The 25,884-nt window shown below is 59.5% G+C and carries 16 protein-coding genes; 2 read left to right on the forward strand and 14 right to left on the reverse strand.

Annotated elements, in window-relative coordinates; all coding sequences use genetic code 11:
* Positions 1-10 precede the first annotated feature (10 nt).
* The 9 genes from ASE04_RS22140 to ASE04_RS22180 all read right to left on the reverse strand — a co-directional run bounded on the left by ASE04_RS22140 (position 11) and on the right by ASE04_RS22180 (position 16,968).
* Complete coding sequence (locus tag ASE04_RS22140; RefSeq protein ID WP_162260544.1) at positions 11-2,887, reverse strand: tetratricopeptide repeat protein; 2,877 nt, start codon at positions 2,885-2,887, stop codon at positions 11-13.
* Between the two features lie 10 nt (positions 2,888-2,897).
* Positions 2,898-3,134, reverse strand: a complete 237-nt coding sequence (locus ASE04_RS31075; RefSeq protein ID WP_162260545.1) for a hypothetical protein — start codon at positions 3,132-3,134, stop codon at positions 2,898-2,900.
* 4 nt (positions 3,135-3,138) lie between these two features.
* Positions 3,139-6,099 (reverse strand): SEL1-like repeat protein, encoded by a 2,961-nt coding sequence (locus tag ASE04_RS22150; protein ID WP_056822728.1) that lies wholly within the window; start codon positions 6,097-6,099, stop codon positions 3,139-3,141.
* Positions 6,096-7,229 carry an alginate lyase family protein gene (locus tag ASE04_RS22155; RefSeq protein ID WP_056822166.1) on the reverse strand — a complete coding sequence of 378 codons (1,134 nt, stop codon included), beginning with the start codon at positions 7,227-7,229 and terminating at the stop codon, positions 6,096-6,098. Before ASE04_RS22155 ends, ASE04_RS22150 begins: the two co-directional genes overlap by 4 nt.
* A complete protein-coding gene (locus ASE04_RS22160; protein ID WP_156408862.1) occupies positions 7,229-10,930 on the reverse strand; it encodes a right-handed parallel beta-helix repeat-containing protein in 3,702 nt (1,233 codons plus the stop codon). Before ASE04_RS22160 ends, ASE04_RS22155 begins: the two co-directional genes overlap by 1 nt.
* Before the next feature lie 108 nt (positions 10,931-11,038).
* Positions 11,039-12,175: an alginate biosynthesis protein Alg44 gene (locus ASE04_RS22165; protein WP_244490472.1), complete on the reverse strand. Its 1,137-nt coding sequence runs from the start codon at positions 12,173-12,175 to the stop codon at positions 11,039-11,041.
* A 9-nt stretch (positions 12,176-12,184) separates the two neighbouring features.
* On the reverse strand, positions 12,185-13,843 hold the full coding sequence (locus ASE04_RS22170; RefSeq protein WP_082597435.1) for a glycosyltransferase: 1,659 nt from the start codon (positions 13,841-13,843) through the stop codon (positions 12,185-12,187).
* 103 nt (positions 13,844-13,946) lie between these two features.
* Complete coding sequence (locus tag ASE04_RS22175) at positions 13,947-15,344, reverse strand: nucleotide sugar dehydrogenase (protein WP_056822172.1); 1,398 nt, start codon at positions 15,342-15,344, stop codon at positions 13,947-13,949.
* Between the two features lie 565 nt (positions 15,345-15,909).
* Positions 15,910-16,968, reverse strand: coding sequence for a glycosyltransferase (locus ASE04_RS22180; protein WP_244490477.1), 1,059 nt, complete (start codon positions 16,966-16,968; stop codon positions 15,910-15,912).
* Positions 16,969-17,213: 245 nt separating this feature from the next.
* On the opposite strand from ASE04_RS22180, the gene ASE04_RS22185 reads away from it, so the two are divergent.
* On the forward strand, positions 17,214-18,470 hold the full coding sequence (locus ASE04_RS22185; protein WP_082597437.1) for a glycosyltransferase family 4 protein: 1,257 nt from the start codon (positions 17,214-17,216) through the stop codon (positions 18,468-18,470).
* Positions 18,471-18,477: 7 nt separating this feature from the next.
* On the opposite strand, the gene ASE04_RS22190 is transcribed toward ASE04_RS22185, so the two are convergent.
* The 5 genes from ASE04_RS22190 to ASE04_RS22210 all read right to left on the reverse strand — a co-directional run bounded on the left by ASE04_RS22190 (position 18,478) and on the right by ASE04_RS22210 (position 24,029).
* On the reverse strand, positions 18,478-19,452 hold the full coding sequence (locus tag ASE04_RS22190) for a glycosyltransferase family 2 protein (protein ID WP_056822176.1): 975 nt from the start codon (positions 19,450-19,452) through the stop codon (positions 18,478-18,480).
* Between the two features lie 11 nt (positions 19,453-19,463).
* A complete protein-coding gene (locus ASE04_RS22195; RefSeq protein ID WP_056822180.1) occupies positions 19,464-20,321 on the reverse strand; it encodes an ExeA family protein in 858 nt (285 codons plus the stop codon).
* A gap of 77 nt (positions 20,322-20,398) precedes the next feature.
* Complete coding sequence (locus ASE04_RS22200; protein WP_056822182.1) at positions 20,399-21,172, reverse strand: hypothetical protein; 774 nt, start codon at positions 21,170-21,172, stop codon at positions 20,399-20,401.
* Positions 21,173-21,202: 30 nt separating this feature from the next.
* Positions 21,203-22,708: a GumC family protein gene (locus ASE04_RS22205; RefSeq protein WP_056822185.1), complete on the reverse strand. Its 1,506-nt coding sequence runs from the start codon at positions 22,706-22,708 to the stop codon at positions 21,203-21,205.
* Positions 22,709-22,766: 58 nt separating this feature from the next.
* Positions 22,767-24,029, reverse strand: a complete 1,263-nt coding sequence (locus ASE04_RS22210; RefSeq protein WP_056822188.1) for a polysaccharide biosynthesis/export family protein — start codon at positions 24,027-24,029, stop codon at positions 22,767-22,769.
* An 847-nt stretch (positions 24,030-24,876) separates the two neighbouring features.
* Between ASE04_RS22210 and ASE04_RS22215 the strand changes: the two genes are divergently transcribed.
* A complete protein-coding gene (locus ASE04_RS22215) occupies positions 24,877-25,884 on the forward strand; it encodes a sterol desaturase family protein (protein ID WP_156408867.1) in 1,008 nt (335 codons plus the stop codon).

The raw sequence follows: 25,884 nt of genomic DNA on the forward strand, positions 1-25,884 counted from the left end.
CTCCCGTCCGTCAGTTCGACAGCTTCGCCGACTTCTCCAACCACTCCTGGGCGCGTGCTTCGTCGGGCGGCGTCCCAAAGCCGATTTGCAGCGCAATGGCGTATTTCTCGAAGGCTTTCCGGAACCCCGCATCAGCGGCCTTGGCGATCCATTCGGTGCTTTTCTCGCTCGACTGTTCGAAACCATGGGTCCCAGTCGCGTAGAAATCGGAAGCCAGAAGCATGGCCTGGCCGTTTCCGAGCGTCGCGGCTTTCAAAACCCACGTCTTGCCAAGCTCCTTGAACGCCGGGCTGCTATCCGAAAGACGCAGATAAAGCCTGGCCAGAAGCATGGCGACCTGCGGTGAATTCTCTGCGGTGAGCTTGTTGAGAGCGCCTTCGATCTCCTGATCCCCAAGCGTTGGATGGTCGAGTGTCGTCTGCTGCGCGAGGATCATCTTGACGAGGCTCTCCAGAGCACCGCCATCGCCGAGGCGAGCGGCCTTGAAGAGCCATCCATAGGCTTCCGCCTTGCTGAGACCGACGTCCGTGCCGGCCATATAGAGGCGACCAAGCTCCCGCATCGCCTCTCGCTTGCCGCCCTCGGCCGCGCCTTTCATGTATTCCACCGCAGCGGTCTGTTCGCTCGGTCGTTCGTCGCGGAGAAACGCAGCAATCTGGTACTCTATCGCCGGATCATCGGTTTTCTCGGCAATCAGCCCATCGAACATCGCCAGGTACTTGTCACGAAACTGCGGAACATCCTGCAGAGCGAGCGCGAGCTGCACCTTGTCCTTGTCCAGACACAATGGGCGATCAAGCAGACCGGATAGAATGGTCGCCTTGCGGGAACTATCGGGCTCCACCTGCGCCTGTTTCAACACAACACGAAGATCACCCGCGCGCGCCGCGCTATCCAGCCATTGGCGCCAGTCCGTACCGCCGCCCTCCGATGCGCTTACCTTGAGGTCAACAAGCCGAAGCATCGCGGAAACGCTGCCCTTCTGCGCTGCCCGCACAAAAAGGCTCTTGGCGCGGATTGGATCTGGATCAAGTGCCGGATCATTATCGACGTACAACCTCCCGAGTTCATAAAGCGCGTCGGCATTCTCGGTCGAGAGCGATGCCTCCAGAAGCGCGCGTGCAGCCGGAGCATCACGTTCCACTGATCCGGTCGGCGTCAGCAGCGTTTTTGCTTCGACCAGCTTGGCGAGTATCGCATCCGCCGCGACGGCCTTCGCGCGCCAGGATTGGCTGGCGGCTTCGTCGCGTGGCGTACCGGTTCCACCGGCATAGGCGAGGCTGAGGCGCATCATGGCTTCGACGTCGCCCTGCTCGGCTGCCTTCTGCAGATAGGCCACGCCCTCAGCCTTGCTGTCGGAGGATGCTGAGGCAAAGGCCTTGTCGGCAAGTTCCAGCAGGCTCTCGCTGTCACCGGCCGCAGCCGCCTTTTCTAGCCATTCGGCGGCTTTCGCGCGGTCCTTTTCCACGCCCTGCCCGCAGTCATAGAGCGCCGACAGTTCCCGCATCGCGCCAGAAAAGCCCGCATCCGACGATTGCTTGAGATAGTCGAGTGGCCCACGATCGAGTTGGACCGCATCCGGACCGGAGCCGAGCTTGTAGAGGTCGAACGCAGCCTGGGCCGAGCCCATCTCCAACGCGCGCATCTGCACCTTGACGGCGCGCACGCTGTCAGGCGAGCCGCCTATGCCTCGGGCATAGACGACACCCAGTCGCTCCAGCACGGCGGCCGAGACATCCGGCAGCGAGGCCGCCTTCTCCAGGGCCTGTCGTTCCAGTGCGGGGTTTACAGCTCCACCATAGCTTCCGCGATAATCGGCGGCCCGCATCGTGAAGGCGGCAGCATTGCCGCGTGCGGATTCTTGCCCGACCAAGGCAAGTCCTTCCTCCCGGGCCTGTCCGTCGGAAGGAGTGGACAACAGCAGGTCGGCGAGCGCCAAGCTGCTTGCCGAGTGGCCGAGACGCGATGCAGTTCGCAGTAGTTCTGCGGCTTTTTGTCGATCAACATCGATGCCATCGCCGCCATCTCGCAGCCGCTTGGCGAGAAGCGAGATGGCCCTGATGTCGCCGAGCTTTGCGGCCGACGCCAGCCATTGGACCGACGCCTTCACATCCCTCTCGCCAATATCAGGATCGGCAAGAATTTCGGCAAAGCTGGTCAGTGCGCTGCAGTCACCCTTTCCAAGATTTTCGGAAAGCTTGCCGATGATCCGCTGTAGCAGCATCCGGCCCGCGTCAGGCGTTTCGGCAAGATCGGGGCTTGTGGCGTAGAGACGCACAAGCTCGATAGCGGCCCCGGTATCACCGGCATCGGCGGCATTGCGAAGATAGGTCTTGGCGAGGGGAAGGTCTGGAGAAACGAGATCGCCCCTCCTGTACATCTTGCCGAGAAATGTTCCCGCTTCGATGACGCCCCGCTCGTAAGCCGTCTTCTCGGCCTTCACGATCTCCTCAGCATATCCGGCAGCCACATCGCTGTCGGCCAGAATGCGACCATAGAGATAGAGGGCACGACCGGCACCCGGAAACGATTGCTGACCGAGATAATGCACGATGCGCTCGGCTGTGGCGGGGCTCCTCGGATATCGGCTGTAGGGATTATAGAGCGCCTGTGCATCCTTCAGCATCGCATCCGGAGAGACCTTGGGTGCACTCTTGCCATCCCAGCTGGACCAGTTGCGAGGAGGCGCCGGAACGGCGGGAGTCACACATATCTGCGAATAGTCGAATTCAGGGCTGACAGGGATCGGGACGGCTTGATCGGCCAGCGCGCTTGTCGTGGCAAATGTCGAAGCGATCGTCGCCGCCACGACGAAGCAGAGCGGTATTCCACCGCGCCGGCATGCGGCCAATAGTTTCAGTGCTCGTTGCTCGTCGATCCTACCCATCTCGAACGCCTCACTCGTCTGAACTGTCATCCCTGTTACGCATTGCCCGGGTTTGTGCCCGTACCATTTCGTCCAACTTCATCAGCAGCAACCAATTCTGAATGCTCTCCACGTCCGTCTTTCGCCCCAGAGGCATGATGATTGCCATGCAGGCGAGGACGCGGGTATTCATGTCTCCGTCCCCAGGCAAGCGCCACCCGACCTGCGTTGGTCGCAGTTTGCGCTTGCGGAACGTGATGCTGCGCATCCGTTCACTCTTCCACGCCATCATCCTCGACCTTCTCGTGAGACGCCGAGGACGGGAAGTCGGCGCCAAGTCCCATTTTTCCAAGCAGTTTTCTGGACTGAACATGCCGCTGCGCGGTTGCGCTGCGCAGCCATTCGACAGCAGCCGCGTGACCTTCGGGCGTCGCCTCCGCCTGACGATCCAACGCCATATGAAACATCGCGCTTCCGCTACCGGCCTGGGCCGCCTTCAATTGCCAGGCTTGCGCCTTCGCGATGTCCTTCGGCACGCCTGCGCCGTATCGATAGGTGTCGGCAAGGCGCATCATCGCAACCGATGCCTCCGGCCCAGCTGTGCTTGCGGCCCGCTCGAGCCACAGGATGCCGGCCTCCGAATCCCGGACGGTGCCGTATCCGGATAGCAAGGCGGTCCCGGTCGAGATCATGGAGGATACGTCACCGTTGCGGGCGCCACGCATGGCGAAACGGAAGCTCTTCGCGCTGTCGACATCCGGACCGATCGCGGAACTGTAAGCCTGAGACAGATCCTGCCAGGCGAAGACGAAACCACGTTCGCCGGCGGCACTCAGAAGCCGGATCGCCCGATCGTCGTCGCGCGCAACACCGCTGCCCTCGAGATAGGCAAGGCCCAGGTCCCGCGTCGCCATGCGGCTTCCGGCCTCTGCGGAGATGGTGAGATGGGCGGCCGACTTTGCAAGATTGCGCTCGACACCCCTGCCCGTCCTGTAGGCATCGGCCAACCGGACATTGGCGGCCCTGTTGTCTGGCTCGTCGGCGAGCGCTTGCTGATAGTAGCTGACCGCTTTTTCCTGGTCCTGCTCGACGAACTTGCCTTCCATATAGAGATCGCCCAGCTTCAGGCTGGCGTCGATGTCGCCGCGCGATGCTGCCTGCCGCAGGAGTTCCACGCCTGTCGCTGCATCCGTGAGCGATCCCTTGCGTTCAATATAAGCAGCCGATAGCGCGACACTGGCGCCCGGGATATCGATGTCAACAAGCTCGCGCAGGATGGAAACGCCTCGGAGATTGAGCTTCAGATCCGCGGTTTCAAGCATGGCGCTGGCGAGGCCGATCTTGTCCTGCGGGTGCTGCCCCGCATGGCTCAAAGCCTGTTCCAGCCACTCCTTGCTGACATTGGCGTCGTGGGCACGCTCGGCGAGAAACCGGTAGAGTTCCACGGCTGCCTGGCTATCGTCCTTGCGGGCGGCCACGGTGAGGCTACCGATCGCCTCGTCCATCTTGCCGTTCGCCTTCAGGAAACGCGCCATTGCGAGAACGGCTTCCTTGTTGCCGGCAGCGACCGTCTCGGCAAACAGCTTGCGCGCATTCGCGAGACCGTCCTTCGGATCCTGCGAGACATAAAGGTTGGCCAATTCCCCCAGTGCATCTGTCGCCCCGGCGGCCAGAGCCTGCCGATAAAGCGGGATCGCCTTCTGGACGTTGACGGCGACCAGATCGCCGTCCGCATAGGCCCGCGCCAACCGCAGGAGCGCATTCTTCGAGCCAAGCTCGGAGGCGCGGAGAAGATAGGGAAAAGCCTGCTTCCTGCGATCGGCATCGGGAGATGCGAGATACACGCCGGCCACGCGCTCCAGCACCTCGGCGGACTGGCTTACCGACAGGGCGTGTTTGTAGTAGCTCGCGGCCTTCTCTTCGTCGACCGTCCCGCCGACACCTTTGGCGGCCAGATCACCGAGCAGCAGGTCGGCGGTAGCGCTTTGGTTCTGCGCCATAAGGATGAGTTTTTCGGACGCAAGCGCGTAGTTGTCGGCAGTACGGAGCGACGGCGAACCGATGAGCGCTTTCACAAAGCGCGTCAATGCCGCGTTCGAGCCTCTCTCTATGCCCAGCCGGAAGATATCAAGCGCACGCCGGCGATCGGTGAGAACACCACTGCCATCCTGGAAGCTGTCACCGACCCTTATCAGATCATCTACATCGACGATCGCGCCGCCCACCGCTGCCGCATAGAGCTCGTCCGACGCCCGTTTTCGCTGTTCGAAGCTCTCCCCGGCTCCCTCCAGCCTGTAAAGAACCGCCGTTGCATCCTTCGCCTCGAGCAGCTTGGTGATCCACTGTTCATAGGTCGGTGCCGGCACATCGAGCGCTCCCGCGTCGGTGTAATCGCGCACCATCTCCTGAGCTGCCTCGAGACTTCCGGCGTTTGCTGCCGCCTCGTATTGAGCAAGCGCAGCCTGCCGATCAAAGACGCTGCTCTGCGGCACGGCCAAAAGTCTGGCAACCCAAACAGGCGCTCTGTCGCTACCGAGCTCAGCTGCCTTCCGGTACCAGTCCAAGGCACTTCTCTGATCCTCCGGCTTCGGCGGCAGGCTGCGATAATAGGCGCCCAGCTCGAAGGCAGCATCCGCATCCCCCTGAGCCGCGCGCTGGAGCAGGACGTTCAATCCGAACGTATTCATCGCCCGCGCCTGCTCGGCACCGGTAGCAGGCAACTTCGCAAGCGCGAAGGCCGCAGATGCATCCCCCAGGCGAAAGGCAAGGTTCAGAGCCTCACGAGCTTCTTGCGCCTTCCCGGCGACCGCGGCAAGCTGCTGTCCCTTGAGGTAGGCCGCCGACGCATCCCCGACCTTCGTCGCCTCGTCGAGGAGAACGAGCGCTCGTTTGGTATCAATCGGCCCGCCCTCACCGACCAACAGCATCTTGGCGAGCATCACCTTCGCTTCAACCGGAATGGCACCAGTCAGTGAAACAGTGTTCTCCAGAACCTGGCGGGCGGCAATGTAGTCAGGAATGCGAAGCGGATTGGCGGAAGACACGGCCGAGCCCGACCGCAACTTCTTCGCCATCTTGACGAGGCCCATTCCATCCTTGTCCTGAACGAGCTCGTTGATCTCAGCTGCGATCGGCTGATCGGTAGGGGCCGCAATTCCGGGTGACCTTGAGGTCAACAGAAGCGCCGTTGCCAACAGCAATGCCGTCGGGAGATGTCGCCGCAGCCGTGTCATGATCGGCTCCAGAAACATGTGGCGTTGCCGCCGATGAATTCGTCGATCAACGGGCGCTCGTCGCTTCCCTCACGCGCCAGCAACGCAGCGGAGCGGCGGAGCGCGTAGCTGTCCGGTTGATGGACCGCCAAGCCCTCGAGGAAAGCCAGATAGTGACGCCCATTGCCCCGGTTTTGCAGGAATCCGAAATCCGTCTTCATGAAATCTTCCTCAGGCCCCGGAATATAGTTTTCCGCAGCATAAGCGTTAACCATGATCGGGTTCGTCAGACCATTCATCCAAAAGGACAAGATCGCGGCGAAGGATCGCCGACCCCCGGCGTCGCCGACGGTTTCGCGCAGCAGATCGTCGCCGTGCCCGGCGGCGACTTCCGTCATGACCGTCATGCTGCTCAGCGATTGGCGCATGTACCAGAGCGACCGCGAGCCCCGTCGTGTCTCGAGCGGCAGGCTTCCGTCGTCCCGGGCTTCGCTGAGAATTACATGGAACCGGTCCATTCCCTTGCGATACAGTGCCTCGTCGCCGATCATGCTGCCCCAGGTCATCAGGACACTGTCGGCAAGATAACGGTGGTTGTTGAGATCGACATCGCCATCGAATGTCTGGTCGACGCGGCGCACCAACGGATCGATCCAGGCTTCCAGGCGCTTGTTCTCCTCGGCGGTCAGGTCATCGCGGATGATCGAAAAAGCGACGATGGTCGGCAGCAGCAAGCGCTTGAGCGCATAATAGGCGTCGTGCACTTGTTCGGTCTGCGCGAAAGCGTCGGCATCGGCCCACTTCAAAAGAAGGGCTTTCAGTGACGCCTCGGCATTCTGATCACCGGCAAGGGCACGGCCCGACAACACCATCGTTGCCCAGGCATAGGCCGCGCCTGAGCGATCCGTACCGTATCCCTGCGTGCTCGAAAGACCCTTGATGACATCGAGGCGAGCCCAAGCGGGATCCGCGTCGACGGCCAGGCATGCCTTGCGCGCGTCCGAGGCGGAGTCCTGCGCGAGAAAAGCCTTGCGCGCCGCCACATCAAACAGACCGCGATAGGCCTGGGGTGTCTGCGCCACAGCCGATACGGCGCCGGCAAGCAGGAGGGAGCAGGCGCCAACGACGGCAATCAATTGATTTCTGGCCATCACGTGTCGTCCTTCTTGCCGTGGAACGCACCGAACTGGACAGAGCCTCGCTGATCGGTGCACGTCGCGGGACCCTTGCTGTCGAAGAACAGTGGGTCGTCGTGGCCGATCAGGCCGGCCTCACGGAATGTGCAGATATCGGCGGGCGGACGCTGCGGGCGGCATGTGGACGAGATTGCAACGTCGGTTTGACTGGCAAGCCGCAACATATGTCCTTCAAAAGGCCGAGCGTCGCCACCCAGAAGCCTGCCCTGCTGATTGACGAAGCGATTGCCCGCGAGAGTGATCCCGGATACGCCGGCGACCTTGATCCCGTTTCCATTTTCGGAAATCACGTTGTCGACCGCAGCGAATGTGGTCAGCGGCACATAGGGATCGATCGCAAGATCGCGCTTATGGTCTGTCTGCACGAGCGTGACATTGCTGATGTAGCCACCGATCGCCTCAAGCTTATTGTTGGTTATCCGGTTGTCATGAATGGCAACGTCCCAACTGTTGCGGACGCGAATGCCGGATCGACCGTTGTCGAAGAAGGCGTTGTTGAAGGCCAGATTGCAGGCGCTTTCGAAGAAAGTCAGTCCGTCCTGCTTGTTCTCGAAGGCAGTGTTGCCATAGATCAGATTGCCGACGCTGGAGCGGTCAAGCATCAGGCCGGAGCCGTTGTTGTGAAACGCGACGTTGCCGACTTTCCAACTGTCGTCGACGTTCCGCGAGATGATGATGCCGTGCTTTATGATCGTGTCATGCGCGGTGTTCAGCGCGATCAGCAGACGGCGCGAGCGGTCGTGCGGGTCGATGGCGTAAAGAACGTTGTCGTCGTATTCATTGCCGACAAGCGAAATGTCATCCGCCTCGTAGGAATAGAAGCCGTATTCAAAGTTGTGAAAATAGTTGTCGACCACGATGCCCGTTGGCCGGCGGGTATCGTCCTTTGTCTCGCTTGCCCATTTCGGTCCGGCCGAAAACGACAGGCCGAACGACTTCGGAGCCGCGTATCCAAGGGAGTCCAGGATCGAACCGCCGATGTAGGTTTCGGAATTGCTCCACGCGACGATGAAGGGGCGAAAAATGGTTCGCTTGTCCTTGTCGGAATGGCGAGGCTGCTGCCGTTCCTCGTCCCATGACGTGACTGTCGTGTCCTGAATGTACAGCTTCCCGGCAACGATCACGAACGCGCCTGCCGTGGCGGAGAGGCGATATGTCGAAGCTTCCTCGCCCGACAGGATGAGCGACGCGCCTTCACCTACAAGTATGGGGGCCCGAAGGGTGATGGTGTCGCCTTGCCGTTCGACGAGGCGCATGCCGCTGACGCTGTCCAGTTGATCGGCAAGACTGCCGAGCGTGTAGACGCCGCTCTGAACCACGATGATGCGCGGGAAGAGCATACCTTGCGCACGCGCGGCGTAGGAAAGGCTCGTCGAACCGTCCTGAATATCCTCGACGAACTTTCCAAGATATGGGCTCAGATTCCCAAGCGTCAGGGCGACATGTCCTGGCACCGGCAATGGAAGCATCGCCCGAATTGTGCTCGCACCTTTGGAAAGGTCGGGATAGCCGTATTCCGCAAAGTCACCGGCCCCGGACGACCCTTTCCGAAGCTGCATCCGCCCATCGGAAAGCAGGGCAGCGGGGGTTGCAGCGGAAGATCCTGTGGCATTGGCGGAGGCCTTCTGAACCCAGTCCTTGAAATCGGACGGCTGGCCCTTGCCGGAACCAAATCCAAGGCGATCGAGCTGGCGCAATTGCGCTTCGGCGATCGCACGGAAGGTCCGCACCCGCAGCATCGTGTCTTCTATCTTTGCGACCGCTAGAACCGCCTGCTTCATGTAATTCGGGTCTGCCGAGGCCGCGATCATGACGTCGGCCACGAGCCCTTCGTCCGCAGCCGCCTTGCTGGCCTGGAAATAGGCGACAGCGCTTGGAGCATCGTCTGACAGCACCGCCCGGCTGGCAATTCGCCCGACGGCCTTCGCCTTCAGTTTCTCGTCGGAAATCTTCTCCGCCATCTGCTTGGCGCGATCGATTTGTCCGGCCTTGGAGAAATAATCAACGATATCGAGGAGGCGCTGATCCCGTTCATGGGAATCGTCAATCTTGCCGACATAGGCAACGACTTGGTCGACAACCTTGCCTTCCCCACCAGCCTTGCCGGAGATTTCCTTCGCAACGCGCAACAGGGCCTCGACCCTGTATTGCGGTTCCGCGATCGACGATGCCAACCCGAGCGCATCATCGACCTGCCCGCTGCGCGCCCAAGCCCGGGCGATCTCGGACTGGACGCGCCCCTTATCCTCGACATCACCTATGCGCTCCGCGATCTTGACTGCCTCGTCGACATCGCCGGATTTCGCCTTCGCCCGTCCGATACCTGATAACGCCTGCTCCTGATCCTTCACCAAAGCGATCCTTGGCAGGAGAGCCTCGGCTTCCTTGAGATCTCCCGCATCCGCGAAGGCCTTTGCGAGATTGCCCAATGCGTTGGACGCATCGCGGTGCCCGCCGAGTTCGTCAGCAAGACCACGCGCCTCGTCCAGCAATTTGAGATCGGTGGAACTGCGCAAGGCCGAGACCAATGCGGCCTGTTTTTCATCGCCATTCAAGTTCTTGGTCATGGAAAGCGCGCGCTGGTATTGCTCCTTCGCCATCGCCGAAAGGCCACGATCGTTCAGCTCCGACGCCAAGGTGAAATCGATCTCGACGAGCCCCGGTCCCGCTTCCATGTTTGCGGTCATCGCCGTGGCGTCGACCAGCCGGTTGGCATCGATGCGATCCTTCACGATGCGCACGATCAGGTCTTCCTGGTCGCTCCGATCGGCAAGGCTGGTCGCGAAGATCGGCAAGAGATTGACTGCATTGGCTTTCAAGGCCGCAGTCAGGACTTCATTCACCGCATCCGCCCGCTTTTCGGCCGCCTCCGGGTCGATCGCCAGCGCCCAGAGCAACGCGGCCTCAAGCTTTCCGCCCTTCAACGACGACTTGACGGCGGCAAGGATGGCGCCGGCATCGGCTTCCTTGACCTTCTTGCCTCCGATCGTCTCCTTGTCCAGCAGACGCAGAGCCACATCGTAGCGAGCGTAGCCCCGCATCCGCGCCGGCCACATGCCGGCGATCGTCCGGTTGACGATCGTGGAGCCGATCTGCGGTTCCACGGAGGCGGCGACTTGCGCAATGTTGTTGAGCGCCGCGTTCTTCTCGTCGAGATCCGAAATCTGCGTGCTTGCATTGATGGCGCGCTGGAGAAGACCGGCGGCGGCATCGTGGTCACCGGCGAGCTGGCGTGCATAGCTGGACAGGGCAGAAACCTTGAGACTGGGAGTCGTCAGGCTTTCGGTCAGTTCCTCTACGCTCGTGCGCAATGCCACGCGCGCATCGGGATCGTCCATCTTGCTCTCGAGCTGCGACAGCGACGCGCTCAAGGCCCCGCTCGTCAGAGTGTCACCGTTGATTCCGTCATCCTGCAGCTCTGACAGCGCGGCTTTCGCTTCGGGTGAACCATCAGCGGCCAGCGCAGACAGAGACATCCAATGTTCGTGCCCGTCATTATAGGCAGCAAGTCGCTCGTCCATCGTCTTCGACCGGTCGGCCTGGAGAACCGACTGCCTGATGTCGTCCGCCAGGGCCGGCACATCGGCCCCAGCGGCGAATGCCGGGCTCTCCAGTTGGCCCATCGACAACAGCGCCCCGGCCGCCCAAACGAGCATGATTCTGCCAAAACCCCATTGTTTGCAGATCTGACGCATTTACCTGCCCTCGCTATTCCCTGGATATCGCCCTCACTCCGAACCGCCCCTCATGACCGGGGCGCCTTGCTATCCCTCCGAGCCAGGTCGCGTCCGGTTCTCCGCCGGTGCGGATGTCACGATACGCTTAGGATCGACAGAGGGGCTCGCCCCCGTCCACGGTGCTTGGACGAACCGGACGGTGACCGGCGCTCCCACGATGGCGTTGAGATCCGCGCCATCGACATCGATATTGACCGGAAACTTTCGGCCGGACGCCAGGTCGGCACCGGAGATCTTCGGCAACTCTCTGATCTGTGCATCCGACAGCCGGCCGCCTTGCGGCAGGTCGACGACCACGTCAGCACCTTTGTAGAGCCGCAGCGCCTGGCCGTAATCCACCATTGCCACCACATGGGGCTTGGCATCGTGCATGCTGAGAGACAACAGCGATTGACCCGCGCGGACCTGCGTATCGACATCGGCTTGCGCTTCTTGAACCACGCAGTCACAACGCGAGAATACCGTTACGCTTCGGCCGTTCGCACTTGGCAGGATCGTCGCAACAGGATCGCCGGCTTTGACAGCGCCACTCTTGACGATGTTCGTCAGCATCCCGTCGGTCGGTGCGACCACCGCCGAGGCGTCGATCGCGACCAGTGATTCCTCCGCGCGGAACGTCCAGAGTTTCTGGTAGAGCGACGCGCCCAGGAACACCAGCAGTGCCACCCCAGCAGCTGCCGTCGCCACGATGCGCAGCGACTGAACGACGGTCGCTTTCACTTTTTCGGCGGGTGCTTTTGCCGGCGGCGCCGCGTCCTTCTTGCGTGCCTTGGTGTCGATCATGCGGCTGGAAAAATCGAGGACTTCGTTGGCGGCGACAAGGTCGCCCGTCAGATAGCAATCCCTGACATATCGAAAGAAGCGAAGATTGCTCTCGGTCGGAGAAACATACTGCAGACCCGTCCGCCCCTTGTTTGCATCGCTGTAGCGGATCTGCGCGTTGACCTTCATGGAAATGACAATGTCGCCGAACGGAAACTCCAGCTCGATTGGAAATGTCTCGAACTGAGGAAAAACAGTGCGCCCGGTGGCCACGCCAACACCACCGACAGACCAATCGAGGCAGCTGTAGCGATAGCCATCAATGATGCACTTCAACGGCAGCTTATAGCGCTGATGCTGGCGTTGGGTGTCCGCTTCGAAACTGACGACATTGATACTCATGGGAACCCCTCACTTTAACATGTTCGACTCGTAGACCAGGGAAAACGTCCTTGCCTCCGGGATGGGCAGCTGGCCCAGGAGCAAAGCAACAAATGTGATGAAGCAGAGAAGCGAACCGACATGCAGCGTGCTTGATGCAAACTCTCGCGAAAACATCTGCAGGCGACTTCTGTTGTCTGCCAATGTCGTCTTCTGACGGGTCCATCTCTGCTTGTTGAGATGGAAGAAGATGTAGGTCTTCACCAACGAGCCGTAGACCTGATTGAAATAGATGAAGAACGGATAGAAGGCCGAGACGCGCGGTCGCGAATTCAGGAGCAGCAGCGTCTGCAGATAGCGCGTGACCAGGATCCAGAGCAGGTAGACGAGGAACGCCGTCGGCGTTTCGAAGATGCCGACCAAGAGCACCATCGCGACGCCCGCTAGCGAGGTCCACATCGATATCCTCTGATCGAGAATGGTCCACCATGTAAACCAGCCGATCCTTGTCGGACCGAGTGCCAAGGCACGGCGGTTGGTACGCAACATGTTTCCGAACCAACGGACCATCAATTGCGTCGCGGCCGGCAGAAACCGGGTCGATGGTGGTTCCTCGACGGTCGCCACGACCACGTCGGGTACGTAGAGCATGCGGTAGCCGTTGCGGAGCAGCCAGAACCAGCTGGACTTGTCATCGCCCGTCAGGAACTTCAGCCTGCCGAACCGCCAATGATCGAGGTAGTCGGCTTCGACCTGCTGTACGAAATCCGGATCGCAAACGATCGAGGCGCGGAACATCGACATCCGTCCGGTCAACGTCAGCACCTTGCGAGACAAGCCATTCGACGACATCAGGATGTGGCGCTGCGCGAAACGCAGGCTGTACCAGATGTGAAATTTCGCATCGCCATGGACGAGCGACCGCTCATCGGTCGTCAACGCTCCAACTTTGGCGTCGGTGCGGAAGAAGCCTGCGCACTTGCTGACGAGATCGACAGGAATGATGGAATCGCCGTCGATGACCGCGACCATATCGTCGGGCTTCGGATCCTGATGCGAGATCGCACGGAATCCATAGGCGAGCGCGTCGCGCTTGCCACTGCCTTCGATACGCGTGATAACCAGACGAACGCCCGATGCCTGACCGCAAATCAATCGGTGCAACTGCCGGATCAATCGCTGGTCGGCCATTTCCACGATCGAGGCGACAACAGTCGCTCCACCTGAAGCCTGCTTCGCCGCGTCGAAGACGGCCCGATAGACCTGGGCGGTCGTGTCGCCGTCAATTCTAAAACTCGTCACGAGAAAGTAGACATGCGGGTCACCGCCTATGCTGCGGCGGGCACGAAGCGCCGCATCAGCTTTGGCACGCATCCGCGGGAAAACGATGAAGCGGTAAATATTGGAGCGGAGGAAATGGAGAAGGCCCCAGCCGTAGCGCCAGACCGCGAGAAATCCGAGGCCAACAAGCGCACCGGAGTGGCTCCTCCAGAGATCCTCTGCCGGGACGATCCACGCCACGAACACCACAAGCGCAGCGTACAGCAGATGAGCCTCAAGCGTCTCACTCCAGGAAACGAGCGACGCGCCGGCAACCGAACGCCGATCACTGCCGTCGGTCGCGTCCTGCGCAACCGGGGTAGCTATAACGCCACCTCCGCCATCATCGTATTTCGCATGCTCAAGCATATGCCCCTGCCATCACACATCACGGGTTCTGCGGGCCGTCATGGCCCACTTTTTATGCTGTAAACCAGAGCTTACGGCCTCGTGCCGATGGCCCGGACCTGCGCTACCAGCACAGGCCGTGGTAGATTACGTTCCTGTTCTGCGGTGTTTCGATGCGCGTCAGATCGATGACAACAAGCGGTTTCTTTGCCGTCTCGATCGCCTCCTTGAGGCCCGGATATTTGTTGCCGATAACCACGACCGAAGACGCCGCCAGAACGTCCTCGATGCTGCCACGCAGCAAGGGCGCGACATGCTTTAGGAAATTGCGGCCTTCGCTCGGAGTCCTTGCAACATTCGGGTCGTAGACAGCGATCTCTTTGCCCTTGCCGAGGAAGCGTTCGACCAGTTCCAGCAAGGGGCTTTCCCTGAGATCGTCGGTGTCGGACTTGAACGTGATGCCGACGAAACCGATCCTCTCCTGGTGCGCCGTATCGATGAGCGACCGCGCATGCTCGATCTGTCCGGCATTGGCGATGCGGGCGGCATCCAGTACCGGGGTCGGCACGTTCAATATCCGGCCGAGCGCCGTCAACGCGCGAAGATCCTTCGGAAGGCAGGAACCACCATAGGCAAAACCCGGCTTCATGTAGGCGCGGGATATGTTGAGGCGGGTATCTGAACAAAGCACATCCATGACGACATGGCTGTCGATGCTCTTTGCCTTGCAAAGGTTGCCGATCTCGTTCGAGAAGCTGATCTTCACGGCATGCCAGCAGTTGTTGGCATATTTCACGATTTCCGCGCAGCGCATTGCCACGACATGCGGTGTCACGGGAATGTGGCTGACAAGTGCTTTCAGCGCTTCGATCGACCGGCTGTCGCCGTCATACTGGCCGAACACGATCGCACCGGGACGATAGTAATCGGCGATTGCCGTGCCTTCGCGAAGGAATTCGGGATAGTAGGCGACACCGAAATCGCGGCCAGCGGTCTTCCCCGAAACGCGTTCCAAGGTCGGCACGACCAGCTCTTCCATGGTTCCCGGCAGGATCGTGGATCTCATCACCACGACATGAAACGCCGACTTGTGTTTCAGCGCCTTGCCTATGTCCTCGCAGACCTGGCGTACATAATCGGTGTTCAACGTTCCGTCTGGAAGACTTGGCGTTCCAACACAGCATAGGGAGATGTCCGTATTGCTGATGGCGTCTGCCACGGACTGCGTTGCGGAAAGCAGATCGATGTGATGACCGTGATCCAGGAGCTCTGCGAGGCCTGGTTCAACGATCGGCGCCTGGCCCTTGGCCAAACGCTCGACTTTAAACTGATCGGGATCGACTGCAACGACTTGGAACCCGTCATTGCTCAAGCAAGCAGCCGAAACACACCCCACATAACCGGCACCAAAAATGCTGATACGCGAATTGCTAACGTCAGGCGCTACCGCGGGATAAAAATTGTCCAGTACCGCCGCCTTCGAATTCTGCGAAAGACTGGCGGGATTCAACTCAATTTCCATAATAGACCTCGTCTGCGCACAGATTAACACTCCGGCGCACTACACGCGCCAGTTCAACTGCCTGCGGTCTAAGGAGTCCCCACTAGGTGATATTTTCGGACGTCTTTTTTGTTATGAATTGATGCTAAGCGCAAAAATTTATGTATGCAATAGTCAAAAATTAACCATTACTAATATAGAATGGCGGCGTTGCAATAGAGCGACAACTCTACGGAAAATCAAACACTTAAGACCCTATTTCGGCACTCTCGACGACCTTTGCACCGGGTTTTCGGCAATCAAGCTCGCTCTGTTCACACTACCCGTTGGCAGCTTTTGCCTGCCCTACGCAGCGTTAGTCGCCGAATTTTCGCCGCATCCTATACCGACATGCATTTGAAATTTAAGTGCTTTTCGTCCTCGAGCAGGGTGGCTTTCTGACCTTAGCGGTCCCTCTTGACAACTGCTTTCAGGAGCTTTCGGGGCTATCCCGCTCTTTGGAAGTAAAGGCGTTCATTAAAATGTATTAGAAGGCCGTCAGTACATCCTTCAATTTGCGGTAGAACCTTCTTTAGCGGGATTTTACTTACTTGTACTCAATGATGGTCTGCAACCTGCCCGCAAGTAGGTTGGCGTAGAACTTGAACACCCCTTGCATCTCGGCGAACTTTATAAGGCTGTCGAACAGCGCATTGCGCCAGCTTTCCCGCCGGAACAGACCTTCCCGCCACGCCTGTCTGATGATCTGAAGCGGGTATAGGATCAACAGCGACGGATCCATCGTCGCCAACGCGGTCAGTGGCAGGCAGCAGGCCCAGAAGACGATCCGCGCGACATCCTTTTTCCAGATGGCACAGGCGGATTTGCGATGCAGATAGGAAACCTGCGCGAAGGCATGACCGCCACGAACCGACCGGCGCCACCATTGCTTGAAGCTGTGCATGTCGACGTCATGCCGCGACATCTCTCCATCCAGCCGCCATATACGCCAGCCCTTCTCCCGAAGCCGCACGCACATCTCGGATTCTTCGCCGGCGATCAGCCAGTCCCTGTATCCCCCGACGTCGCGGAGTGCGGATATGCGCATCATCACATCGCCGCCGCAGCCGTAAATCTCACCGGGACGCCCCTTCCAGTCCCGATCGACCAGCGCGTTGTAGAGCGTTCTTTCTGGAAATTTCTCGCGACGGTTGCCGTAGGCGGCGACAGCCGTCGAATTCGCAACGAGGAAAGATCGCGCCCGCTCCAGCCATCCCTCCTGCAGTTGGCAATCGCCGTCGATGAACTGAACGAACTTGAGATCAGGCCATTGCTCGATCAGCGTTTCCAGGCCCCGGTTGCGCCCGCGCGCGGCCGTGAAAGGAAGGCTGTCATCCAAGGCAACCGCAATCGCTCCAAGATCACGGGCGCGTTCGACGCTGCCGTCCTTGGACCCGGAGTCCACGTAGACGATACGCGGCACACGGCTTTTCAACGAAACCAGGCAGTCGACCAGGCGCTGCCCTTCGTTTCGTCCTATTGCGACGATCCCGACATCGGAAAGCTCTCCGTCGCCATTCCTGATTTCTAGAGAGCTTTTTCCCTGTTCAAGGGAAGCGACCGGCGAACTGTCGTGCAGATCAAATTTGGCAATGCTCGTCATCATACTCAACGAAGCGCTCTACGCGAAGCCAACCCGGCAGCTGGGATGTCGCCTGAAAAGTTCGCGTCTGTCATTACTCTGACTGCGAACGTAGCGACCATGGATTGACTATAGAGAGCGAAGGCCAACAGTGGGATACCGCCTTTCGGCTGGAACCGCGGCGCTATTTTCCCCTTTTGGATAAATTAAGCCGTGAGCACGATGTTGCTATACATGACTGAGCAGTAACGAGTGTCGGCGGGTTGTCCATGAGGATCGCGTATCTAACGAACCAGTACCCCGCCCCAAGCCACACGTTTATCCGCCGCGAAATTCTTGCCTTGGAAAAGCGGGGGCACTCCGTTTTCCGATACGCGATACGCCCGTTTTCCGGCGTGCTGAGCGACCTCGAAGACATCGCGGAGCAAGCAAGAACTTCGTACCTGCTCAAGCAAGGTGCGGGCAGATCCCTTGCGGCGTTTGCATCGACGCTTCTTCATCATCCGGCAGGCATGGGCAGAGCGGCCAAGTTGGCTTTTCGTCTTGGCGCTATGCCGGGCGGCAGTCTTCCGCGACACATTATCTATCTCGCGGAAGCAATGATCCTCTCGAAATGGTGCCGTGAGCAGGACATAGATCATCTGCATGTTCACTTCGGCACCAACCCGGCGGCAGTCGCCGCACTGGCAAACGCGATTTCCGGCGTGCCGTTCAGCTTTACCGTTCATGGCCCCGAGGAATTCGACAGGCCACAAACGATCGGGCTCGGCCTCAAGGCTCGCGCCGCGTCCTTCGTGATCGGCGTCAGCTCGTTCGGGCGCAGCCAGCTGATGCGCTGGACCCGAACCGATGACTGGCACAAGTTGCATGTCGTTCGCTGCGGTCTGGATGAGCGCTATCGGCAGCAGCCAGCAGTTCCGCTCCCCGAAGACCGCCGCCTCGTCTGCGTTGCGCGTCTGGGCGAACAAAAGGGACACCTTCTCCTGTTGCAGGCTGCAGCACGCGTCAGGCGCGACGGTATATCCTTCAAGCTTATCCTTGCCGGCAACGGGCCTCTACGCAGCGAAATCGAACGAGAGGTCAAGAGGCTGTCGCTGGAGGCTGTCGTCGATCTGATTGGCACCGTCGACCAGGATCGAGTCCAAGCCGAGATCGCCGCATCGAGAGCGATGGTGCTCGCAAGCTTTGCTGAGGGGCTGCCCGTCGTGCTGATGGAGAGCATGGCGCTTGGGCGGCCGGTCATCTCGACCTATGTCGCCGGAATACCCGAACTGGTCCAGTCTGAAAATGGCTGGCTTGTCCCGGCCGGCGACGTCGATGCCCTCGCTGACGCCATGAAAGCGGCACTTACAGCGGAGCCCGCTACGCTTTCTGCGATGGGCGCGCTTGCCCGCAAGCATGTTCTTGCCCGGCACGATATCTCGCAGTCGGCCGCGCAGATCGAAGAACTGATCGTCCGCGCCGCCGAGGTCCGCTCTTCGGGACTGGTCGCCACGACCTCCCTGCAGCTTCAGACCGATAGCTAACTTATCTTCAGGATTGCTTCGCTTTTGAAGTCGCGTGATGGACGAAATCGCGCAACAGATGCGGAGGATGAGGGTAATGCTCCCGCTTGACGGCCGATTTCACGCGACCGAGCAGATTTCCCGCAAGCCAGCAGGAATCGGCGATCGCGGTATAGGTTCTGCCGTGGTTCTTGGTGAAGTAGCGCCGCCGAGACTCGAACCAATAAGCCGGTAGCCGCCTTGGCGCTACGTCGCGCTCCGTTACACCGGTCGATTGCCCCACCAGATGGATCACACGGCTCTGCGGAACATGCCAGCACTCCCAGCCTTCGCGGGCAGCACGGAGGCAGAAATCGACCTCTTCGTGATAGAGAAAGTACTCTTCGTCGAGGTGGCCGATCTTGTCGAGCAGGGTGCTTCGGATCAGGAAGCTCGCACCGGACACCCAATCGACGCGAACGGCCTCCGTTGGGGTGTCCAGAACCACGCGCCAGCGATCCAGCAATTTGCTCACGAGACCGAACCGAAACTCGCCCTCGAACTGGGCAACAGCCGTGGGAAACCGAAATGCGCATGCCTGCGGCGTGCCGTCCGGATCCTCAAGCCGACTGCCTGCAATGCCGGCTGAAGGATGCCCATCCATAAACGCGACAAGTGTGCCGATGCTACCGGCGCGCGCCACGGTGTCCGGATTCAGCAGGTGCACGTATTCCGCACTTCCGTATCGTTCTTTCAGGTGCTCGATCCCGCGGTTATTGCCGTAGGAAAAGCCACCGTTCGTCTCCAGTGGCAGAAGATCGATCCTGTCCTGCCACCTGTTTTCGACGATCGCCGCCTCGAGTTTCCGCGCAGATCCGTCGCCGGACGCGCCGTCGACGACAACGATACGCGTTGGCTCCGGCACGCCCTCCGGCTGCATCAGCGAGTGCATGCAGTCAATGACGAGATCGGCGGTTCGATAGTTGACGATAACGATGAAAAGCTTGTGATCGTGCTCGACCATGACAGATGCCTTCAAAACGCGCGTTGCAGCTCGGGGCGCAGAGCGGATGCCTCGTCAGACGCGAAGATCCCATAACGGCTTCGGTCCTCAAGGACCCGGCGAACGGTGCTGGCGCTAACCTGCGTCCGCATTTTCGCATAGGCATAGACGAGGCAGCGGTCTGCAAGGACATTGATCTGGCGCGGAATACCCTTCGAAGCTTCGAAGAGAAGCGTCTTGGCGGACGAGGAGAAGAGATGATCGGGGCCACCGGCAACACGAATGCGATGATCAATGTATGCTCTGGCTTCAACCCGGCCGAGTTCCGGCAGCTGGAAGTCCGATGAAACGCGCTGCGCGAATTGTCTCAATTCAGGCAGCTGGAGCGTCGCGCGCAGCTCCGATTGTCCGACAAGGATGAGCTGCATCAGCATCGACTTGGTATTGATGTTGGAGAGCATCCGCAACTCTTCGAGCCGATCCGGCTCGAGATTCTGGGCTTCGTCGATAATCAGAACCACGCGCCCGCGGCGCTTCACCTCGCCCTCCACGAACTCGCAGAACCGCTTGTAGAGACGTGGATAGGACGCGTCCTCGAACCCCTGCCCGAAGGCCATGAGAATCCATTCCAGCAGGTTGCCGCCGGCCCGAGTGGTATGGGTGATCATGCCGATCCTGGTCGACTGATGCATGTTGCTCAGGAAATGCTGGATCAACGTCGTCTTGCCGGAGCCGACGGTTCCGGTGATGACCGTAAAACCCGCCTGGTTGACCAAGCCGTATTCCAACATCGACAATGCCATGGAATGCGAGGAGCCGAAATATAGAAACTTCGGATCTGGCAGAATGGAGAAGGGCTTTTCCAACAGTCCGTAATGTTTTTCGTACATTCACTACTCCACTCAAACCTGCCCTACCGGGTAGAACTCTCCGCGCCTGGGCTATCGGCAGCAAGAGATGCCCTTTGCTACAAACCGTGCTTTCGGCACTTGTTCAGGACGACCTGCACGTTGCTCTTTGTCCCGAGATACGTGCGGCAGGCCTCAAGCTCCGCGAGCCGAGTTTGGCCGACGGCAAGAAGCAGAACCACCGCCTGCGCCTCGGACGCAAGCGCAGCCGACTCGTCCGTGGTCAGCATCGGCGGCAGGTCGAGTATGGTGATCGTCGGATTGAGCGCGCGACGGAGCGCATCAATGCGACGCATCAGCTGCATCGCGTCGCTCTTGCCGGACGTCTTCTCATAGCTGTTTCCCGGGCAGAAGACATGCACCTGCATGCCGCCGAGATCCGCCAGGATAAGCTCCGGTCGCTCCATCTTTCCGGGCGGCCCCTTCAGCGGAAACCCCATCATCGCCATAATAGACGAGGCGCCGGCATTAGCATCGACCAGCAAGACATTGGCAGAGGGCGTACGGGCAAAGCTGAACGCGAGATTTGCCGCAACGGTTGTCGTTCCACACCCCACTGTCGGCGCAGTCACCGCAATCAGGCCGCTCCGGTCGTCCTGGGTCAGCGATTGCAACTGGTTGCGCAAAACATCATAGGGACGTGTTGCCATATGGTTTGTGTCGTACGCCACGATGCGAGCGGCCAGCATGGTCGAAGGAGACAACCTGACCGCTGCGTTCTCCTGTTCATCGCCCATCAATGCGGCGCGCTCGGGCTGTACAGGCAAGCCGCCGATCGCATTCAACTGCGGTGTGCTTCTGGCACGCTGTAAAGCTCTAGCGATGATTTCCATGACGTCACTTCCCGTTCGAAGACGTGGTGTTCAGGTCCGCGATGCGCTCTGCACAGTCGGCGTGGAGAAAAACTTTCGGACGGAACCGAACCATCCTCGTCGCGCAGATCCCGACGGATCAGGCGGCGTCCACTCCGGCAACACCACCAGCGTTTGGCCCCCGAGCGATTCAGCAAGATCAAATGTGCCGCGTATTGTCGGTGTCAGAAGGTCCGCGAGAAGGACCGTGCCCATTCCCGCGGCAAGCGACAGAACCAGGACAACAATCATGAACTTCATCCGCGACTGCGTCGGATAGAGAGGAACATCCGGCGTCTCGATGACTTCGATCTGCATGGCGGATTCACCGCTTTCCAGGCGCTCCCCGGTCCGGGCCGTTTCAAGCTTGCTCTTCATGTCGTCGAGGCTGCGCTGCAGGCCAGTGCGCTCGATATCGATTGCATTCATCTGCGCTTCGATATCGGGCGCGCGGCTGATATCCATCTTGATGGCGGAGATTTTCGCCCGCACCTGATCTCGCTGCTGCAACAACGCCGCCTGCCGCGCCTTGGCGATCGGAACACGTTGCGATACCAGTGCCAACTCCGGCGGCAAATCGACTGGATCGGCGTTGGCGGTTTCCGCACCTGCTTCCTGTGGCGCCGCGGCTTGGCTCTTCAGCAGGTCAATCTTCTGCTTCAATGCGCGGATCTGCGGGTGGGACTCAGAGTAGATCAGAAGCTTCTCGTTGATCTGGGTCTGCAATTGCGCCAACTGGGCACGCCGGCGCGTCGTATCGGCCGAGTTCTCAATTCCAAGACGCAACTGCGCTTGCAGGAGGCTCACCTCTTCATTCTGCGAGGTAATCGCCGTCTCCAAGCTCGACAAATCGCGTTCTCTTTCCTGTAGCTCGATCAGAAGCTGGGGAACGCGGTTCGGCATCACGTCCTTGTTTTCCTCGACGAACTTGTCGCGATAGGCTTCCTTCTGCTTCAGTTTCGCGTCCAGATCCTCCGTTTCTCGCGTCAGGAATTGCGCCGTTTCCGTTGCACGCGAGACACGAATTCGCTTCGTTTCGTTCATCAACATATCGATGAGGTCGCTCGTTACGGCGGCTGCAACCTTTGGATCACCATACTTGAAACCAACATGGACGACGGAACTGGCCGATGTCGGGTCGGCGCCTTCCGGCGTCTCGCTCGTGATTGTGACGGCCAAACGAATAAGATCAGCAAACTTGCTTTTGGAAAGCGTCTGCGCCAGCGCAGGGAACAAATTTTGACGTTCGGCGAGGTCAAGGAGACTGTCTCGAGCAAGGACTCGTTGCTCGATCAGTTGCAGACGCTCGTTCGTCACCGTAGCCGGCACCAGCGTGGAGGGTATCTGTTGCCCTTCAACGATCAGGACCGCCTGGGAATAGTAACTGCGCGGTAGCTGCAAGACGACCGCCATTCCACACAGGAGGATTATCAAGAAAGGGATCAGGAAATGGGTCTTCTTCGCCAACAAGAGGTCGAAGTAGTATTGGGCGTTTCGGATCAGGAAATCTTTGTTCATCGCGTCACTCGTCGGCCTGGCGCCTGCTCGGTTTCTGGCGGGATGCTGTTGCGAATTGTCATTGAACCGCAGCCCCCTCGGCGGCGGCGGCCTTGCTTTCGAGCCGCGGCGGCACAGGGGCACTTGGTAAAATCCCGGTCGTCAGGCTATCGAGGGTGCCATAAAGAACGCGCACAAGATCGCCTGGCAGAAGCGGCGTCATCTCATCCGCCTCGAACTCCTGTGGTGAACCTCCGACCGCTCGTACGATGCGATAGCGAACTGTTCGGACGTTGCTTCCAGGGTTCTCACTCGCGCTGCGTTCATATACATCGAGGACTTTTCGAGCATCGGCGAGACTGTTCTTTGCTCCCTCCTCCTGACGCTCGACATCAACTATCTCCGACAGTGTTCTTTCTCTCTGCTGACGGACGGACGTGTCGATTTGCGTCAGTTCCTGCTGAACCGCGCGCTGAGCGGTGGTGAAGTCAGCGACGAGCCGGCCTTTGGCAATTTCGAGATCGGCGATTTCGTTCTCACGATCAAATTTCTGGGTGGCTTGCAGAGCGCCCCTTTCGACCAACGCGACGACAGAGTCGCGGCGTTGCTTGGCGACTTCGATCCGGCGATCGAGTGTTTCCGACTGCTCGTTGATGGCCGCGATATTTCGCGCTCCGAGTGTTTCTGTGTCCTTGCGAGCCTTTGCCTGGGCCTCTATCCCTTGGCGATAGGCGTCGAGAAGCGTCTGCTCCTGCTCTATGATCGCCCTGCTCTCCGCATCCTGACTGTCCACTTCGAGAATGGTCTTGTCTTCGAGCTCCGCCTGCAGACGGCCATGGCGGGCCGTCAACTGCTTCAAGCGCGTTTCGGTCTCCGCAATCGTCCGCCGCACAACGATCGTGCGGTCTTCATCGCTGGGCAGCAACGGGCTGCGACGCAGCCCTCCTGCAACACTGACACCGTGCAGAACGGTCATGCCCTTGCGAAACGGATAGGATCCCGGCGTCGTGACTTCGCCGCCAAGAAAAATGCTCGGCTGATGCAAAGGATCTGGACGCAGCATGATCGTCAGGTTCGGGTTCTCCTTGAAGAATGGCCGAAGCTTCTCGTTGAAGGCTGCCTCGACCTCCGTGACTGTCATGCCGGCAGCCTTGAGATGGCCTGCCAGAGGGAACGACACCCAGCCATCGGGCTCAACGACAACGTTGCGACGAAGGTCTTCTTCCTGAGCAACCCAAACCTCGAGAGTATCCCCGGGCTGTAGCAGATATTTTTCCTGCCCCTGGGCCGCACCCAACAGCACCAAGTAAAGCAGACCCGCACAGGCATATTTTATACGCATACTTTGCCTCGACAGGAGTATTATTTCTCAAAGCTTGGCCCGACTTGGGCCGTCATTGGATGCATAGTAATGGCTTCGCCGGTGGGTGAGAACAACGCACAATGGAGTACATTCCGGATGGGCCAAGCCCCATGGGAGCTAAAGGGTCAGAGGCGCGATTCCTCATTTTGGGAGCTGAGCTGTGAACAAGGGTCAATGAACATGTTGCGGCGCAGTCCACGTCGGTAAAATGACATGCCGCAATCGACCGTATATTTCCGACACAGTTGAATTTATACTCAGTAAACGACGCGCCACGCCTAATATATTGATCGATTTATATTATATCCGAAAGCTGCCGCATGAATTTCCCTCTATGCTACGTATAAATTCGACTTGCTCGATTCCGAGAAAGTATTAAATTCGATTAAAATCGAAACTATCACGAACGAACACCCGCTCCCTTGTCGGAAGCGACGCGCGAGCCGGGCCAAAGTCAATGTCCGTCGGAAGAGATAGGCCATCATCCGTTTGGATAGTGTAGATCACAGTCGGTGACGGGGTGGAATTTCCATAGCTTCCGGAAGAATGAGCATGCGGCCAACGCGCCGGGGGCTTGCCTCAACCGTCAAACACCACCATAGGTTGGCGCGACCAGATCGCGGGTGTGCGTCACGCCGAAGGAGCCAAGCGATGGATTTTGCGCGAGCTGGCTGGGCTCGCTTTATATAGGGCGATAAGTTTGACGGGCGCTTCCCTGCTGCCGGAACGGGGCAATCAAGCGCTGCGCGGAGGCGCATGTTCGTCTTGCGTCTCGACACAACTCGCTGTCTATTACGCGTCACTCAGACAGCAGCGAGAGTGGCGCGTGCAAATCAAAGCAAGATCTCAGTTCTATCGTCTGGCTTCATGGCTTCTTTGGCCAGGGCTATTTGCGGCTGGCCTCATCGGTGCGGGCTTCGCCTTCCATACAGCCATGCCTCTATTGTGGTTCAACGTCGTCTACCTCTCGATCGTCGCTGCTATCGCCATCTGCGAGCGGCTGATGCCTTACGAGCAGCAATGGCTGCAGCGGGACGGGGAGACGTTCAACGATGTCGCTCACACCCTATTGAGCAAGGGCGGCGTTCAACTGGCGGCGGCGCTCGGCGCGTCCGCGCCGATTGCTGTTGCGACGATCGCTCAGCCGGCCATCAATGCGCCGGCCTGGCTGTGGCCGGTGGGATGGCCGCTTGCGGTGCAGGTGGTGATTGGATTGATCATCGCTGAACTCGGGCTCTACATCGCCCATCGCGCCGCCCATGAAAAGTTGGCTCTCTGGCGGTTTCATGCGCTCCATCACAGCGTCGAACGGCTGTGGGTGGTGAACACGGGCCGCTTCCACCTCGTCGATTCCCTTTTCAAGATCGCGCTGAGCCAGATCCCGCTCTATCTGCTCGGGGCGCCGCTCGAAGTCTTTTTATGGGTCGGCGCGGTAACGGCTTTCATCGGTCTGCTCACTCACTGCAACATTGATGTTCGCACTGGACCGCTGGATTTCATTTTCAGCACCCCGCAGCTTCATCGCTGGCATCATTCGCGCGTCCTGGCCGAAGGCAACACCAACTACGGAGAGAACCTGGTCATATGGGACCAGATTTTCAGAACATACTTTAACCCCGACCGCCGTCCGCCGGTTGATATCGGCATAAGCGGACGTGTCGCCGACAGTTTTGTCGGCCAGTTCCTGCAGCCCTTTTCGACACGCGGGTTCCGGCAGATTCTCGGAAGAAAGGCCGACCATCCCACAATGGGGATCGCCGGCCTTGATGGACCTGAATCTAGGTCCGACGATCGCACACCAGGGTCGATCGTCGAAATGCAGAACAGCCAATAG

This window comes from Rhizobium sp. Root708, from assembly GCF_001429725.1.
In the GTDB taxonomy this organism is placed as follows: Bacteria; Pseudomonadota; Alphaproteobacteria; order Rhizobiales; family Rhizobiaceae; genus Rhizobium.

Coding starts and splice junctions, on each gene's coding strand:
- ASE04_RS22175 (WP_056822172.1), bottom strand. CDS start 15,344: ATGGAAATTGAGTTGAATCCCGCCAGTCTTTCGCAGAATTCGAAGGCG.
- ASE04_RS22180 (WP_244490477.1), bottom strand. CDS start 16,968: ATGATGACGAGCATTGCCAAATTTGATCTGCACGACAGTTCGCCGGTC.
- ASE04_RS22170 (WP_082597435.1), bottom strand. CDS start 13,843: ATGCTTGAGCATGCGAAATACGATGATGGCGGAGGTGGCGTTATAGCT.
- ASE04_RS22155 (WP_056822166.1), bottom strand. CDS start 7,229: ATGGCCAGAAATCAATTGATTGCCGTCGTTGGCGCCTGCTCCCTCCTG.
- ASE04_RS22150 (WP_056822728.1), bottom strand. CDS start 6,099: ATGACACGGCTGCGGCGACATCTCCCGACGGCATTGCTGTTGGCAACG.
- ASE04_RS22165 (WP_244490472.1), bottom strand. CDS start 12,175: ATGAGTATCAATGTCGTCAGTTTCGAAGCGGACACCCAACGCCAGCAT.
- ASE04_RS22190 (WP_056822176.1), bottom strand. CDS start 19,452: ATGGTCGAGCACGATCACAAGCTTTTCATCGTTATCGTCAACTATCGA.
- ASE04_RS22140 (WP_162260544.1), bottom strand. CDS start 2,887: ATGGGTAGGATCGACGAGCAACGAGCACTGAAACTATTGGCCGCATGC.
- ASE04_RS22205 (WP_056822185.1), bottom strand. CDS start 22,708: ATGAACAAAGATTTCCTGATCCGAAACGCCCAATACTACTTCGACCTC.
- ASE04_RS22195 (WP_056822180.1), bottom strand. CDS start 20,321: ATGTACGAAAAACATTACGGACTGTTGGAAAAGCCCTTCTCCATTCTG.
- ASE04_RS22160 (WP_156408862.1), bottom strand. CDS start 10,930: ATGCTCGTTTGGGCGGCCGGGGCGCTGTTGTCGATGGGCCAACTGGAG.
- ASE04_RS31075 (WP_162260545.1), bottom strand. CDS start 3,134: ATGCGCAGCATCACGTTCCGCAAGCGCAAACTGCGACCAACGCAGGTC.
- ASE04_RS22200 (WP_056822182.1), bottom strand. CDS start 21,172: ATGGAAATCATCGCTAGAGCTTTACAGCGTGCCAGAAGCACACCGCAG.
- ASE04_RS22210 (WP_056822188.1), bottom strand. CDS start 24,029: ATGCGTATAAAATATGCCTGTGCGGGTCTGCTTTACTTGGTGCTGTTG.
- ASE04_RS22185 (WP_082597437.1), top strand. CDS start 17,214: ATGAGGATCGCGTATCTAACGAACCAGTACCCCGCCCCAAGCCACACG.